The 15,337-nt window shown below is 70.9% G+C and carries 9 protein-coding genes; 8 read left to right on the top strand and 1 reads right to left on the bottom strand.

Annotated features, from left to right (window positions below):
• Positions 1-205: 205 nt before the first annotated feature.
• The 5 genes from map (at position 206) to dapE (ending at position 6,235) form a co-directional block, all read left to right on the top strand.
• A complete protein-coding gene (gene map, locus FQY83_RS10700) occupies positions 206-982 on the top strand; it encodes a type I methionyl aminopeptidase (protein WP_146387823.1) in 777 nt (258 codons plus the stop codon).
• A 2-nt stretch (positions 983-984) separates the two neighbouring features.
• Positions 985-3,597: a [protein-PII] uridylyltransferase gene (gene glnD, locus FQY83_RS10695; protein ID WP_146387821.1), complete on the top strand. Its 2,613-nt coding sequence runs from the start codon at positions 985-987 to the stop codon at positions 3,595-3,597.
• A complete protein-coding gene (gene dapD / locus FQY83_RS10690) occupies positions 3,594-4,442 on the top strand; it encodes a 2,3,4,5-tetrahydropyridine-2,6-dicarboxylate N-succinyltransferase (protein WP_146387818.1) in 849 nt (282 codons plus the stop codon). The genes glnD and dapD overlap by 4 nt, the downstream gene beginning before the upstream one ends.
• Before the next feature lie 55 nt (positions 4,443-4,497).
• On the top strand, positions 4,498-4,851 hold the full coding sequence (locus FQY83_RS10685; protein WP_146387816.1) for a Spx/MgsR family RNA polymerase-binding regulatory protein: 354 nt from the start codon (positions 4,498-4,500) through the stop codon (positions 4,849-4,851).
• Between the two features lie 256 nt (positions 4,852-5,107).
• Positions 5,108-6,235: a succinyl-diaminopimelate desuccinylase gene (gene dapE, locus FQY83_RS10680; protein ID WP_146387814.1), complete on the top strand. Its 1,128-nt coding sequence runs from the start codon at positions 5,108-5,110 to the stop codon at positions 6,233-6,235.
• A gap of 191 nt (positions 6,236-6,426) precedes the next feature.
• Here the strand turns inward: dapE and FQY83_RS10675 are convergent, their stop codons facing one another.
• Positions 6,427-8,052, bottom strand: coding sequence for an ABC1 kinase family protein (locus tag FQY83_RS10675; protein ID WP_146388132.1), 1,626 nt, complete (start codon positions 8,050-8,052; stop codon positions 6,427-6,429).
• Positions 8,053-8,432: 380 nt separating this feature from the next.
• Between FQY83_RS10675 and asnB the strand changes: the two genes are divergently transcribed.
• From asnB to purL, 3 genes are all read left to right on the top strand, one after another.
• The gene (asnB, locus tag FQY83_RS10670; protein ID WP_146387811.1) at positions 8,433-10,130 is read left to right on the top strand and encodes an asparagine synthase B; all 1,698 of its coding nucleotides are present in this window, start codon (positions 8,433-8,435) and stop codon (positions 10,128-10,130) included.
• Between the two features lie 126 nt (positions 10,131-10,256).
• Positions 10,257-11,075, top strand: a complete 819-nt coding sequence (locus FQY83_RS10665; RefSeq protein ID WP_146387809.1) for a thioredoxin fold domain-containing protein — start codon at positions 10,257-10,259, stop codon at positions 11,073-11,075.
• Positions 11,076-11,280: 205 nt separating this feature from the next.
• Positions 11,281-15,312: a phosphoribosylformylglycinamidine synthase gene (gene purL / locus FQY83_RS10660; RefSeq protein ID WP_146387807.1), complete on the top strand. Its 4,032-nt coding sequence runs from the start codon at positions 11,281-11,283 to the stop codon at positions 15,310-15,312.
• Positions 15,313-15,337: the final 25 nt, after the last annotated feature.

Raw genomic sequence — 15,337 nt, 5'->3', positions numbered from 1 at the left:
GCGAAGTCCGGGGCGCATAGGACGACTGGAAACGTGAATTCCGTCGTACGGCGATCTGGCGCGCACAAAGAGTGACAACGCTGTCGTATGTTTGTCAGGAATGTGACGCGTGCCGTCATTTTGTTAAGCGCAAGACCTTCGCGGCAGGGTGCATGCCCGGTCCCCGCGTTCAGGAAGCCGCGCGAATCGGGGATAATGGCCGCTTATGTCCATTTCCCTGAAAACCCTCGACGAGATCGGGAAGATGCGCGTGGCCGGCCGCCTGGCGGCCGAAGTGCTGCAGGTCGTGGCCGAGCACGTGAAGCCCGGCGTCAGCACCGAGGCGCTCGACCGCATCTGCCACGAACACATCGTCAACGTGCAGAAGGCGACCCCGGCCAACCTCGGCTACAAGGGCTATCCCAAGACCACCTGTATCTCGGCCAACAACGTCATCTGCCACGGCATCCCGAACGAGGCGAAGGTGTTGAAGGACGGGGACATCATCAACATCGACGTCACCGTCATCAAGGACGGCTGGCACGGCGACACCAGTCGCATGTACTACGTCGGCACGCCGTCGGTGATGGCGAAACGGCTGGTCGAGGTCACCCGCGAGGCGCTGTTCCGCGGCATCCGCACGGTGCGGCCGGGGGCGACCCTGGGCGACGTCGGCCACGCGATCCAGCAGTACGCCGAAGGCGAGCGCTTCAGCGTGGTGCGCGAGTACTGCGGCCACGGCATCGGCAAGGTCTACCACGAGGATCCGCAGGTGCTGCACTACGGGCGGCCCGGCGAGGGGCTGGTGTTCAAGCCCGGCATGACCTTCACGATCGAACCGATGATCAACGAGGGCTCGCGCCATACCCGGCTGCTGCCGGACGGCTGGACCGTGGTCACCAAGGACCGCAAGCTGTCGGCGCAGTGGGAGCACACCGTCGTGGTGACGGACGACGGGGTCGAGATCCTGACCCGGTTGCCCGGCGACGACAACGACCTCTGACGATGGCGGCCGTCGGCGACGACGCACTCCCCGACGGCGCCGGCGAGGACGCCGCCTGGGCGGCCACCGCCGCCGAGACCCTGCGCGGCCAGGACGCGAGCTTCGCCCAGCGCTTCGACGCCGACGGCGACATCGAGCGCCTGCTGATGGCGCGCGTGATCGCGGTCGACGCGCTGGTGCGCCAGGCCTGGTCGCGCTCGATCCCGGCCGACGCCGACCTGACCCTGTTCGCGATCGGCGGCTACGGCCGCGGCGAGCTGTTCCCGCGCTCGGACGTCGACCTGCTGGTGGTGGTCGGCGAGGCCGCGCGCGAAGCCGACACCGCCGCGCTCTCGCGCCTGTTCGCGCTGCTGTGGGACGCCGGGCTGCCGGTCGGCCACGCGGTGCGCACGCTCGACGAGTGCACGCAGGCGGCGGCGGACGACCTCACCGTGATGACCTCGCTGATCGAGGCGCGGCCGCTGGTCGCCACGCCCGAGATGGCGGCGGAGCTGGCCGAGGCGGTGGCGGTCGACAGGGTCTGGCCGGCGCGCGCGTTCTTCAACGCCAAGCGCGAGGAACTGCGCCAGCGCCACGCGCGCTTCGGCGACACCGCCGACAACCTCGAGCCCAACATCAAGGAAGGCCCCGGCGGCCTGCGCGACATCCACACCCTGCGCTGGATGGCGCGGCGCGTGTTCGGCACCCGCGACATCGAATCGCTGATCCCGCTCGGCCACCTCGGCGTCGACGAGTACGCCGCGCTCGAGCGCGAATGGCGCGTGCTCTCGCGCCTGCGCTACGGCCTGCACCTGGTCGCCGGCAAGCGCGAGGAGCGCCTGCGCTTCGACTACCAGAAGGCGCTGGCCGCGCGCCTGCAGCGCATCCCCGACGCCGACAACGCCGCCGTCGAGCGGATGATGCAGGGCTTCTACCGCAGCGCCGCGATCGTGCTGCGCATCGGCGAGCGCCTGCTGCAGCGCTTCGAGGAGCAGATCGAGGGCGACGTCGAGGCGACGCCGCTCGACGCCGAGTTCGCGATGAAGCGCGGCTACCTCGTCGCCCGCGACGAATTCTGGCCCGGCGGCGACATGGCGCGCGTGCTGGCGCTGTTCGCGCTGTGGGCCGACCATCCCGAGGCCAAGGGCCTGCATTCGAAGACCGCGCGTGCGCTGGCCGAATCGCTGCACGCGCTGCCGGCCTACGACGCCGCCTCGCCGGAACTGCGCGAGGCCTTCGTCGACCTGCTGCGCGGGCCCGGCCCGGTGCGCACGCTCGAGCGCATGGCGCGGCTGGGCGTGCTCGGGCGCTGGATCCCGGCGTTCGCCATGGTTTCGGGGCGCATGCAGTTCGACCTGTTCCACGTCTACACCGTCGACCAGCACACGCTGGCGGTGCTGCGCAACCTGGCCTCGTTCTCGACCGGCATTCCCGACGAGCGCTTCTCGATGGCGCACGAGGTCTGGCCGCTCCTGCGCAAGCCCGAACTGCTGCTGGTCGCCGGCCTGTTCCACGACATCGCCAAGGGCCGCGGCGGCGACCATTCCGAACTCGGCGCGGTCGATGCGCGCGCGTTCTGCGAGGCGATGGGCTTCGCCGAGCGCGACACCGCGCTGGTCGAATGGCTGGTGCTCAAGCACCTGCTGATGTCGGTCACGGCGCAGAAGCAGGACATTTCCGACCCGGCGGTGATCCATCGTTTCGCCGTCGAGGTGGCCGACCGCGAGCGCCTCGACTATCTCTACCTGCTGACCTGCGCCGACATCGCCGGCACCTCGCCGCGGCTGTGGAACGCGTGGAAGGACCGGCTGCTGGCCGACCTGCGCACGGCCACGCGCTACGCGCTGCGGCGCGGGCTGGAGCACCGCATCGGCGCCGCCGACCGCATCGCCGAGACCCGCGACAAGGCCACCGGCCTGCTGGTCGCCGAGGGCGTGGACGGCATCGACGCGCTGTTCGCGCGCATGCCCGAGGCCAACTTCCTGCGCGCGCGCCCCGACCAGCTGGTGTGGCAGGCGCTGGCGCTGCGCGGCGCGGCGCCCGGCGCCACCGTGGTGCGCGTGCGCCGCGTGGCCGGCGCCGGCGATGCCATGGAGGTCTTCGTGCATGCGCCCGACCGCGACGGCCTGTTCGCGGCGATCGTCATCAGCCTCGACCGGCTCGGGCTCGCGATCCAGCAGGCGCGCGCGCTGGATGGCCCGGGCCACACCATCTTCGACACCTTCCAGGTGCTCTCGGCTGACCTGCGCCAGGCGCCCGACATCGCCGCGATCGAACGCAAGCTGGCGACGGTGCTGGGCGGATCGCTCGACGTGCGCCCCGCGCGCCGCGCGCAGCCGCGCCACCTGCGCCACTTCCGGGTCGTGCCGCAGGTCGACTTCGACACTACCGCCGACGGCCGGCGCACGGTGATGAGCCTGGTCTGCACCGACCGCCCCGGCCTGCTCGCCGACATCGCCCAGGTCCTGCGCCAGCAGCACGTCCGCGTGCACGACGCGCGGGTGGCGACCTTCGGCGCGCGCGCGGAGGACGTGTTCCTGGTCAGCGACCGCCAGGACCGGGCGCTCGACGACATCCAGTGCGACGCCCTGCGCGACGCGCTCCACCTCGGCATCGACGGAGAAACCACGGCATGACCCCAGCGGCACAGGCAGCGGACACGCAGCGCATCATCGAGGACGCCTGGGAGCGTCGCGCGGCGCTGGGCGCCGAGGAGATCGGCGATTCGGTGAAGCCCGCGGTCGAGCGCGCCATGCTCGGCCTCGAAAGCGGCGAGCTGCGCGTGGCCGAACCCGCGGCCGATGGCGGCTGGCAGGTCAACCAGTGGCTGAAGAAGGCGGTGCTGCTGTACTTCCGCGTCAACGACATGGCCGTGGTCGAGGCGCAGCCGGCGCCGTTCTGGGACAAGGTCGAGGCCCGCTTCGCCGGCTTCGACGCGGAGCAGTTCAAGGCCGCCGGCGTGCGTGTGGTCCCGGGCGCGGTCGCGCGCCGCGGCACCTACTTCGGCCGCGACGTGGTGCTGATGCCGAGCTTCGTCAACATCGGCGCGCACGTGGGCGAGGGCACGATGGTCGATACCTGGGCGACGGTCGGCTCCTGCGCGCAGATCGGAAAGCACGTGCACCTGTCCGGCGGCGCCGGCATCGGCGGCGTGCTGGAGCCGCTGCAGGCCGGCCCGACGATCATCGAGGACCACTGCTTCATCGGCGCGCGCTCGGAGGTGGTCGAGGGCGTGGTCGTCGGCCACCACAGCGTGATCGGCATGGGCGTGTTCATCGGCCAGTCCACCCGCATCTACAACCGCGCGACGAAGGAAGTCAGCTACGGCTACGTGCCGCCGGGCAGCGTGGTGGTGTCGGGCTCGCTGCCGGCCGCCGACGGTTCGCACGCGCTGTACTGCGCGGTGATCGTCAAGCAGGTCGACGAGAAGACGCGCGGCAAGACCAGCGTCAACGACCTGCTGCGCGGGCTGGCGGACTGACGGCAACGCCCTCTCCCACGAGGGGCCACGAACATCGATGGAGGCGGGAAAGACGATGACGACGCTGTACGGCCTGAAGAACTGCGACACCTGCAGTAAGGCGCGCAAGTGGCTCGACCGTTTCGGCGTCGCCCACGCATTCGTCGACTACCGCGACGAGCCGCAGTCGCCGGACACGCTGGCCGGATGGGCGCAGCAGGCCGGCGGCTGGGACGCGCTGGTCAACAAGTCCTCGACCACCTGGCGCAACCTGCCGCCCAACCGCAAGGCGCCGGGCTCCGAGCCGGAATGGAAGCTGCTGCTGCGCGAGCATCCGCAGCTGATCCGGCGGCCGGTGGTGGTGACCGACGATGGCGTGGTGACGCAGGGGTTCAGCGACAACGGCTTCAAGAAGCGGTTCGGAATCTGAGTGGCCCTCAAGGCGGTCATCCCGGGCGCGGCGAGGGATCTCCATGCATGGCGATTGCCGGAAGGCAGATCCCTCACTGTGTTCGGGATGACAGTTCCGCAGCCACCGTCCCGTCCACCGTGCCTCGTGATGCATTGTCATCCCGAACGCAGTGAGGGATCTTCTTTTCCAGTGCGCGGGACAAGACGCATCGACCGCCCTTCGACCGTCGAAGGGCGCTCCCGCAACGCCCCTGACCGGATCTGGAGCGGCAACCGTGAGTGATGTCCTCGACCTGGCCTGCGAACTGATCTCGCGCCCCTCGGTGACGCCGGACGACGCCGGCTGCCAGTCCCTGGTCGCGGCGCGGCTCGAGCGTGCGGGATTCAAGATCGAATCGCTGCGCCATGGCGAGGTCGACAACCTCTGGGCCACGCACGGCAGCGGCGGGCCGGTGCTGGCGCTGCTGGGCCATACCGACGTGGTGCCGCCGGGTCCGATGGACGCCTGGACCAGCGATCCGTTCACGCCGACCGTGCGCGACGGCGTGCTCCATGGCCGCGGCGCCGCCGACATGAAGGGCAGCGTCGCCGCATTCGTGGTCGCGCTGGAGCGGTTCGTGGCCGCGCATCCCGACCATCCGGGCACGATCGCGCTGCTGCTGACCTCGGACGAAGAGGGCGACGCCATCGACGGCGTGCGCCGCGTCGCCGCCACGTTCCGCGAACGCGGCACGCGCATCGACTGGTGCATCACCGGCGAACCGTCCTCGACCGAGCGCCTCGGCGACCTGCTGCGCGTCGGGCGCCGGGGCAGCCTCTCGGCCACCCTCACCGTGCGCGGGGTGCAGGGCCACGTCGCCTATCCGCACAAGGCGCGCAACCCGATCCACCTCGCCGCGCCGGCGCTGGCCGAACTGGTCGCGCGCGCCTGGGACGAGGGCTACGAAAGCTTCCCGCCGACCAGCCTGCAGGTCTCCAACATCCACGCCGGCACCGGCGCCAACAACGTCATTCCCGGCGAGCTGCACGTGCTGTTCAACCTGCGCTACAACCCGCACTGGGATGCCGCGAAGCTGGAAGCGGAGATCGCCGCGCTGCTCGGCCGGCACGGGCTGGACCACACCCTGCGCTGGCACCGCAGCGGCGAACCCTTCCACTGTCCCGAGGGCCCGCTGCGCGCGGCCGCGCGCGAGGTGCTGGCCGGCTTCACCGGCGTCGCGCCCGAGGAAAGCACCGGCGGCGGCACCTCGGACGCGCGCTTCATCGCGCCGCTGGGCGCGCAGTGCATCGAGGTCGGCCCGGTCAACGCCAGCATCCACCAGGTCGACGAGCACGTGCGCGTGGCCGACCTCGAGGCGCTGCCCGACCTGTATCTGGCCCTGATCGAGCGCCTGCTGTCGTAGGAGCGCCTTCAGGCGCGACCGCGTCTGCCCCAATCCCGTCATCCCGGCGCAAGCCGGGATCCATCCTGTCTCTTCGCGGTGGATTCCGTCGGGCGGGATCAACGGCAAAATGGATTCCAGCTTGCGCTGGAATGACGGACAGGAGGCGCGTTCGTCTGGCAGGAGGCGCAGGCGGTGGAAGTAGGCCCGTCCTAATCCGCCCCGCTGCGCTCCACCGGCCGCGCACGGCGGTCGTGCCGCATCGCGCTGACCACCAGGGTCACGCCGAGCACCGCGGCGATCACGAACATCACCACCGCCAGCGCCGGATAGCCCAGGAGTCTCGGGCCGGCCTCCATCCGCATCAGCTGGGTCGAGGACAGCAGCAGGGCCGCGATCACCACCGCCGAGGCGATGCGGTTGGCGACCTTCTGGATGTTCTCCATCAGCCGGGAGTCGTCCAGCCCGGCCAGGCGCACCTGCAGCCGGTTCGCCGCCAGCAGCGAGAGCGTGTCCGAGAGCTTGCGCGGCGCCTCGCGCACCAGCTCCTGCAGTTCCATCGCCTCGGCGGCGAGGTTGGCCGGCGACAGCGACTTGCGCAGCCGGTCGCGCAGCAGCGACTGCAGGTGCGCCTCGATCTCGGCCTTGACGTCCATGTCGGGCGAGAGCGCGTCGACCACGCGCTCGAGGTTGAGCAGGGTCTTGCCCAGCAGGCTGATCTCCGGCGGCGAGCGCAGCCCGCATTCGGTGGCGCGGCGCACCAGGTCCAGCACCATGCGGCCTTCCGACTGGCGCCGGGTCGCGCTGGCGTAGCGCGCCACCACCTGCGAGATCTCGCGGACGTAGGCGCTCTCGTCGAAGTCCTCCAACCGCGTGCCGAGCGCGACCAGCTCGCGCGCGACGTCCTCGCCGCGCCCGTCGACCGCGGCGAACACCAGCTTGAGCAGACGCTCGCGCTGCCGCGGCGGGAGGCTGGCGACCATGCCCAGGTCGATCAGCGCGATCCGCCCGTCGTCGCACAGCAGCACGTTGCCCGGATGCGGATCGGCGTGGATGTCGCCGTGCACGAACACCTGGTCGAGATAGGCGCACAGCAGCTGCGAGGTGGCCGGCGCGGTGTCGAGCTCGGTGCGGCGCAGGCCGGAGATGCGGGTGACGTTGATGCCGTGGATCCACTCCATCACCAGCAGCCGCGGCGTCACGTAGTCCCAGACCGGGCGCGGTACGCGCAGCAGCGGGTAGCCGGCCAGGTGGCGGCCGAAGCGGTCGAGGTTCTCGCCCTCGGTGCGGTAGTCGAGCTCGTCGAGCATGGTCTTGCGGAACTCGGCGATCCAGTCGGCCAGGCGCAGGCGGCGGCCGGCGTCGGTGAGCGCGTCGGCGGTGCCGGCGAGGCTGGCCAGCACGTCCAGGTCGGTGCGCACCGAACCGGCGACGTCGGGTCGCTGGATCTTCAGCGCGACCACGCGACCGTCGTGCAGCACCGCGCGATGCACCTGCGCCAGCGAGGCGGCGGCCATCGGCTCGGGATCGATCTGCGCGAACACCTTGCCCGCGCGTACGCCCAGCTCGTGTTCCAGCAGGGCCTCGATGTCGCCCACCGGCGCCGGGGTGGCGTCGTCCTGGGTGCGTTCGAGCGCGGCGATCCAGCTCGCCGGGACCAGGTCGGGACGGGTCGACAGCGCCTGGCCCAGCTTGACGAAGGCCGGACCCATGGCCTCGAGGTCGGCGACGAAGCGTTCGGCGAGCGCGTCGGTGTCCCCGTCGGCGGCGTCCTCCTCCTGCGCGTCGCCCAGGTCGAACCCGGTCAGGATGCCGGCCTTGCGGTAGCGCGCGAGCATGGCGATGACCTGGGAGGTGCGGGAGAGACGCTGCACGGTGTCGTTCACGGTTGGATCCCCTTGCTGTCCGCCGGCCTGCGGCCGATCCTGCCGCAAGTATTCGGGCTCGGCGGTGACGGTTGTGTTTGCAACCGTTGCAAACGGCGGCGCCGGCGGTTACGTTCGCCGCATGGCAGCGCAGTCCCTCAACGCGAACGGTTCGAACCGCAATTCCAATGCGGTGAATAATCGTGCGCGCGAAGCGGGCTGTCGCCAGGCGTAGATCCCCAGGGAAAAACGCCGGTCGCACAGGAGCCCGCATCGCAAGGTGCGGGCTTTTTCGTGTGTGCAGTCGATCGTTCCCTTTTCCGCAATCTTCCCCGCAATTGGAGTTTCCCCGCATGTGTTCCATCTTCGGCATCTTCGGGCTGCAGCCCGGCGACGACGTCCAGGCCCTGCGGCGACAGTCGCTGGAGCTGTCGCAGAAGCAGCGCCACCGCGGCCCGGACTGGAGCGGCGTCTACCATGACGACGGCGCCATCCTCGTCCACGAGCGCCTGGCCATCGTCGACCCGGCGGGCGGCTCGCAGCCGCTGCGCTCGGCCGACGGCGAGCTCGCGCTGGCGGTCAACGGCGAGATCTACAACCACCGCGAGCTCAAGGCCGAACTGACGCAGGACTACGCCTTCCAGACCGGCTCGGACTGCGAGGTGATCAATGCGCTCTACCGCGAGGACGAACCGGCCTCCTTCCTCAACCGCCTCAACGGCATCTTCGCCTTCGCGCTGTGGGACAAGGCCAGGGGCCGCGCCCTGATCGCGCGCGATCCGATCGGCGTGGTGCCGCTGTACTGGGGTCACGACCGCGAGGGTCGCCTGTGCGTGGCCTCGGAGATGAAGGCGCTGGCGCCGATCTGTGCGGACGTGGCGCAGTTCCCGCCCGGCCACTGGTACGACAGCGCGACGCGCACGTTGACGAAGTATTACGAACGCCCGTGGCGCGATTACGCGGCCGTCGAAGGCGTGCAGGTCTCGAAGGACGAGTTGCGCGAGGCCTTCGAGCGCGCCGTACATCGCCAGCTCATGACCGACGTGCCCTATGGCGTGCTGCTGTCGGGCGGGCTGGACTCGTCGCTGGTCGCCGCGGTCGCCGCGCGCTACGCGCGCCATCGCATCGAGGACAACGACAGGTCGGAGGCCTGGTGGCCGCGCCTGCATTCGTTCGCGATCGGGCTGGAGGGCTCGCCCGACCTCGCCGCCGCCGAAGTCGCGGCGAAGGACCTCGGCACCGTGCACCACGGCTTCACCTACACCTTCCAGGAAGGCCTGGACGCACTGCCGGAGGTGATCCGCCACGTCGAGACCTACGACGTCACCACCATCCGCGCCTCCACGCCGATGTACCTGCTGGCGCGCCGGATCAAGGCGATGGGCGTGAAGATGGTGCTCTCGGGCGAGGGCAGCGACGAGATCTTCGGCGGCTACCTCTACTTCCACAAGGCGCCGAACGCGCGCGAGTTCCACGAGGAACTGGTGCGCAAGCTCGACGCGCTCAACAACTACGACTGCCTGCGTGCCAACAAGTCGATGATGGCCTGGGGCGTGGAGCCGCGCGTGCCGTTCCTCGACCGCGAGTTCCTCGACGTGGCGATGCGCATGGACGCGCGATACAAGATGGTCGACAAGACCCGGAGCGACGCGCAGCGGATGGAGAAGGGCGTGCTGCGCGAGGCCTTCGAGGGCTACCTGCCCGAATCGATCCTGTGGCGGCAGAAGGAGCAGTTCAGCGACGGCGTCGGCTACGGCTGGATCGACGGGCTCAAGGCCCACGCCGAGGCGCAGGTCAGCGACCGCGAACTCGCCGCCACCGACCGGCGCTTCCCGGTCAACCCGCCGCAGACCAAGGAGGCGTACTACTACCGCAGTCTGTTCGAGCAGTGCTATCCCGGGCCGGCGTGCGCCGAGACCGTGCCGGGCGGCAAGTCGATCGCCTGTTCCTCGCCCGCGGCGATCGCCTGGGACGCGAGCTTCGCGGCGATGGCCGATCCTTCGGGCCGCGCGGTGGCGGGTGTGCACGAGCAGGCGGTGACCGCGATCTGAGTGCGAACGCGGCTTCGCGGCGAGCTTGAACGGTTCCGGACCCGGCGCGCATCGGCGGGCGGGCGCCCGGATGGGGCGTGCGACAATGCCCGTCTACCCGTTGATCGCGTCGATGCGCCGAATCCGATGATCCCGAAGCGAACCCTGCTGTTGTCCATCCTGTGTGCCGCCAGCCTGTCCGCCTGCGCGCAGGCGCCCGACGCCGGGGACGAGGGCAGGGACCCGGCCGCGGCACCCGCCGTCGAAGCGATCGAGACGACGCCGGGGACGCCGGAAGACCGCGCCCGCAAGGCGATCGAGTCGATCAATCCGCAGATCCGGATCGACAGCATCGCCGCGGCGCCGCTGGCCGGCTTCCGCGAGGTGATCGTGAACGGGCAGGCGCTCTACGTCAGCGACGACGGCAAGTACCTGCTGCAGGGCAGCCTGTTCGACGTTGAGGCGAAGAAGGACGTCAGCCAGGCCGGCGTCGCCGCGGTGCGGCGCAAGCTGCTGGCGGCCGTGCCCGACAGCGAGCGCATCGTGTTCGCGCCGGCGAATCCGAAGTACACCGTCACCGTGTTCACCGACGTCGAATGCGGCTACTGCCGCAAGCTGCACCAGGACATCGCCGAGTACAACAAGCGCGGCATCGCGATCGAATACCTCGCGTTCCCGCGCATGGGCCTGGACACGCCCGACTACCGCGAGATGGTGTCGGTGTGGTGCGCGCCGGACCGGCGCAAGGCGCTGACCGACGCCAAGGACGGCAAGCGCGTGCCGACCCGCAGCTGCGAGAACCCGGTGGCGAGGCATTACGAGCTCGGCCAGCGCGTCGGCCTGACCGGCACGCCGATGATCATCACCGAAGGCGGCGTGCAGATGCCGGGCTACCTGCCGCCGGACGCGCTGCTATCGGCGCTGCAGCAGGTGGACGCGTCGTCGGGCGCGGGCGCCGGCGGCTGATCAACGGGATTGGCGGCGCGCGGGTTGCCCCCACCCCAGCCCTCCCCCGCAAGCGGGGGAGGGGGCTAAAAGCAGCGGCTTCCGGACTCCCTCCTCCGCTTGCGGGGGAGGGCTGGGGTGGGGACAACCCGACAAACCCCGCCCCATCCACGAACCCGGGCGAAGGACCTTACAATAGGCGGCCCGCTCCCAGTGTTCTCCGGACATGATCGTCCTCGAGGGCCTTCCGGCCCTGTCGCCGTTCCGCCGCGAACGGCTTGAGCTCCGCCTGCAGTCGCTTTCGCCCGCCGTCCGGATCGCCGGCGCGTGGCACGTCTACTGGATCGAGCCCGAACCCGGGGCGAGCCCGGACGTCGCGACGCTGCGGCGCGTGCTGCAGGCCGGCCAGGACCGGCAGGCGCCGGAGGCCGGCGCGGTGTCGCGCTTCGTCTCGCCGCGGCTGGGCACGATCTCGCCCTGGGCGAGCAAGGCCACCGAAATCCTGCGCGGCGCCGGGCAGCCGGTGCGGCGCGTCGAACGTGGGCTGCGGCTCGACCTCGCGGGTTTCCCGGCGGACGCGGCCGCGCAGGCGGCGCTGGCGAAACGGCTGCACGATCCGATGACGCAGTCGCTGCTGTCCTCGCACGACGAGGCGGCGGGACTGTTCGCGGTGCCGGCGCGCGGCGCGCTCGAGCGCATCGCGCTGGCGGAGCTGGAAAGCGCGAATGTGCGGCTTGGCCTGGCGCTGGCCGGGGACGAGATCGACTACCTGCGCGCGCGCTACTCGGAGCTGGGCCGCGACCCCTCCGACGTCGAGCTGATGATGTTCGCGCAGGCGAACTCCGAGCACTGCCGGCACAAGATCTTCAACGCCTCGTGGACCATCGACGGCGAAGACCAGCCGCAATCGCTGTTCCGCATGATCAAGCACACCCATGCGAAGACGCCGCAGCACACGCTGTCGGCCTACAGCGACAACGCCGCGGTGGTGGAAGGCTATCCGGCCAGCCGCTTCCGGCCCGACCCGGCGACGGCGGAATACCGCAGCGAGCCCGGGACCGACAGCGCGTTCTGCATCAAGGTCGAGACCCACAACCATCCGACCGCGATCTCGCCGTTCCCGGGCGCCAGCACCGGCGCCGGTGGCGAGATCCGCGACGAGGGCGCGACCGGTCGCGGCGGCAAGCCCAAGGCCGGCCTGACCGGTTTTTCCGTCTCGCACCTGCGCATCCCGACGCTGCCGCAGCCGTGGGAGGGCGCGCGCGCGCTGAACCCGCGCATGGCGCCGGCGCTGGAGATCATGCTCGACGGCCCGCTCGGCGGCGCCGCGTTCAACAATGAGTTCGGGCGGCCGAACCTGCTCGGCTATTTCCGCAGCTTCGAACTGCAGCACGCCGGCGAGCCGGCCCGCGCCTACGACAAGCCGATCATGCTCGCCGGCGGCCTCGGCGCGATGGACCGGCCGATGGTGGCCAAGCATTCGCTGCGCCCCGGCGACGCGGTGGTGGTGCTGGGCGGGCCGGCGATGCTGATCGGCCTGGGCGGCGGCGCGGCGAGTTCGGTAGCCTCGGGCGACAGCGCCGAGGACCTCGACTTCGCCTCGGTGCAGCGCGAGAACCCGGAGATGGAGCGACGCTGCCAGGAAGTGATCGACCGCTGCGTCGCGCTGGGCGAGGACAACCCGATCGCGTCGATCCACGACGTCGGCGCCGGCGGCCTGTCCAACGCGATCCCCGAGCTGCTGCACGACTCGGGCGTGGGTGGCGTGATCGACCTCGACAAGGTGCCCAGCGACGATCCCTCGCTGTCGCCGATGCAGCTGTGGTGCAACGAATCGCAGGAGCGCTACGTGCTCGGCGTGCCGCAGGACCGCCTCGCGGAGTTCGCCGCGCTGTGCCAGCGCGAGCGCTGCCCGTTCGCGGCGGTGGGCGTGGCGACGGCGGAGGAACATCTCACGGTCGGCTACGGCGTCCTGGCCGAAGGCCTCGAATCACCAATCACCAATCACCAATCACCGCACCCGATCGACCTGCCGATGGACGTCCTCTTCGGCAAGCCGCCGAAGATGCACCGCGACACCGCCCGCCCGGCGCCGGTGCGCTGGCGCGGCCTCAACACCAACGTCATCGACCTGCACGAGGCCGGCCTGCGCGTGCTCGCGCATCCCACGGTCGCGGCCAAGCAGTTCCTGGTCACCATCGGCGACCGCGCCGTGGGCGGGCTGACCGCGCGCGACCAGCTGGTCGGCCCGTGGCAGCTGCCGGTGGCCGATTGCGCGCTGACGCTCGCCGGCTTCGACGGCGTGGCCGGCGAGGCGATGGCGATCGGCGAGCGCACGCCGCTGGCGCTGATCGACGCCGCCGCCGCCGCGCGCATGGCCGTCGGCGAGGCGATCACCAACCTGTGCGCGGCGCCGGTCGAGGCGCTCGAACGCGTCAAGCTTTCGGCGAACTGGATGGCCGCCGCCGGCCACGAAGGCGAGGACGCGAAGCTGTTCGACGCCGTCCACGCCGTGGGCATGGAACTGTGCCCGGAACTCGGCCTGAGCATCCCGGTCGGCAAGGACTCGCTGTCGATGCAGGTGCAGTGGGTTGAGGCCGGGAATCGGGAGTCGGGAATCGGGAATCGCGAAAGCGACGATACCGGCCCTCCGATTCCCGAATCCCGACTCCCGATTCCCGGTGAAACGCACAAAAGCGTCTCCCCCGTCTCCCTGATCGTCACCGCCTTCGCGCCGGTGCCCGACGTGACACAGCAGCTGACACCGCTGATCGAGGACGGCATCGACAGCGAGCTGTGGCTGATCGGCCTAGGCGCCGGCAAGCAGCGGCTGGGCGGTTCGATCCTGGCGCAGTGCTTCGACGCCTTCGGCGGCGCCTGCCCCGACGTTGACGATCCGGCGCGCCTGCGCGCCTTCTTCGAGCTGGTCCGCGATGCGCGCGAGGCCGGCCTGCTGCGCGCCTACCACGACCGCTCCGACGGCGGCACCTTCGCCACCCTGTGCGAGATGGCGTTCTGCTCGCACCGCGGGCTCGACATCGACCTCGACGGCTGGGGCGAGGACCGCGCCGAGAACGTGTTCCGCACGCTGTTCGCCGAGGAACTGGGCGCGGTGGTGCAGATCGCCGCGGAGGATCGCGCCGAGTTCGCCGACCTCGTCGCGCGCCACGGCCTGGTCGAATGCGCGCAGCGCATCGCGCGGCCGACCGGCGGCGCGCGCATCCGCGTGCTGCACGGCGACGAGACGCTGGCCGAGTGGCGGTGGGAAGAATTGTTCGACGCCTGGTGGTCGGTGACGCACGCCATGCAGCGGCTGCGCGACAACCCCGACTGCGCCGACGAGGAGCGCGAGGCCGCGCGCCGCTTCGACGCGCCCGGGCTGCAGCCGCGGCTGGTGTTCGATCCGGCCGACGACATCGGTGCACCGGACATGGACGGACAAGTGCCACAGGCGCAGGACGCGCAGGAGCGGCCACCGTACATCGGCAAGGGCGCACGGCCGAAGGTGGCGATCCTGCGCGAGCAGGGCGTCAACAGCCAGGTCGAGATGGCGGTCGGCTTCGACCGCGCCGGCTTTGCCGCGGTCGACGTGCACATGAGCGACCTCGTTGCCGGGCGCGTGTCCCTCGACGGCTTCAGCGGCCTCGTCGCCTGCGGCGGCTTCAGCTACGGCGACGTGCTCGGCGCGGGCCGCGGCTGGGCCACCTCGATCCTCGAGCGCGACGCGCTGCGCGCGCAGTTCTCCGCCTTCTTCGCGCGCACGGACACATTCTCGCTGGGCGTGTGCAACGGCTGCCAGATGCTGTCCCAGCTCAGGGACATCATCCCCGGTGCGGCGCACTGGCCGCGCTTCCTGCGCAACCGCAGCGAGCAGTTCGAGGGGCGCCTGGGCCTGCTCGAAGTGCTGGACTCGCCGTCGCTGTTCCTCGCCGGCATGGCCGGTTCGCGGATCCCGGTGGTGGTCGCGCACGGCGAGGGCCGCGCCGCGTTCGACGACGAAGCCGACCGCGGCGCGGCGCGGGTCGCGCTGCGCTACGTCGAGGGCGATGGCGCGCCGGCGACGACCTATCCGGCCAACCCCAACGGCTCGATCGACGCCATCGCCGGCCTGGCCAGCGACGACGGCCGCGCGACCATCCTGATGCCGCACCCGGAACGCACCCTGCGCAGCCTCAACTTCAGCTGGGCGCCGCGCGAATGGCCGGATGCCTCGCCGTGGATGCGCATGTTCCGCAACGCGCGCGCGCGGCTCGGCTGAGCCGCGCTTTCCGGCAGCGCGGGGC

The sequence above is a fragment of the Luteimonas marina genome (genome assembly GCF_007859325.1).
GTDB classification, from domain to species: Bacteria; Pseudomonadota; Gammaproteobacteria; order Xanthomonadales; family Xanthomonadaceae; genus Luteimonas; species Luteimonas marina.
Note: the sequence above shows the minus strand (reverse complement) of the source record. Positions and strands in the feature narration are given on the sequence as shown.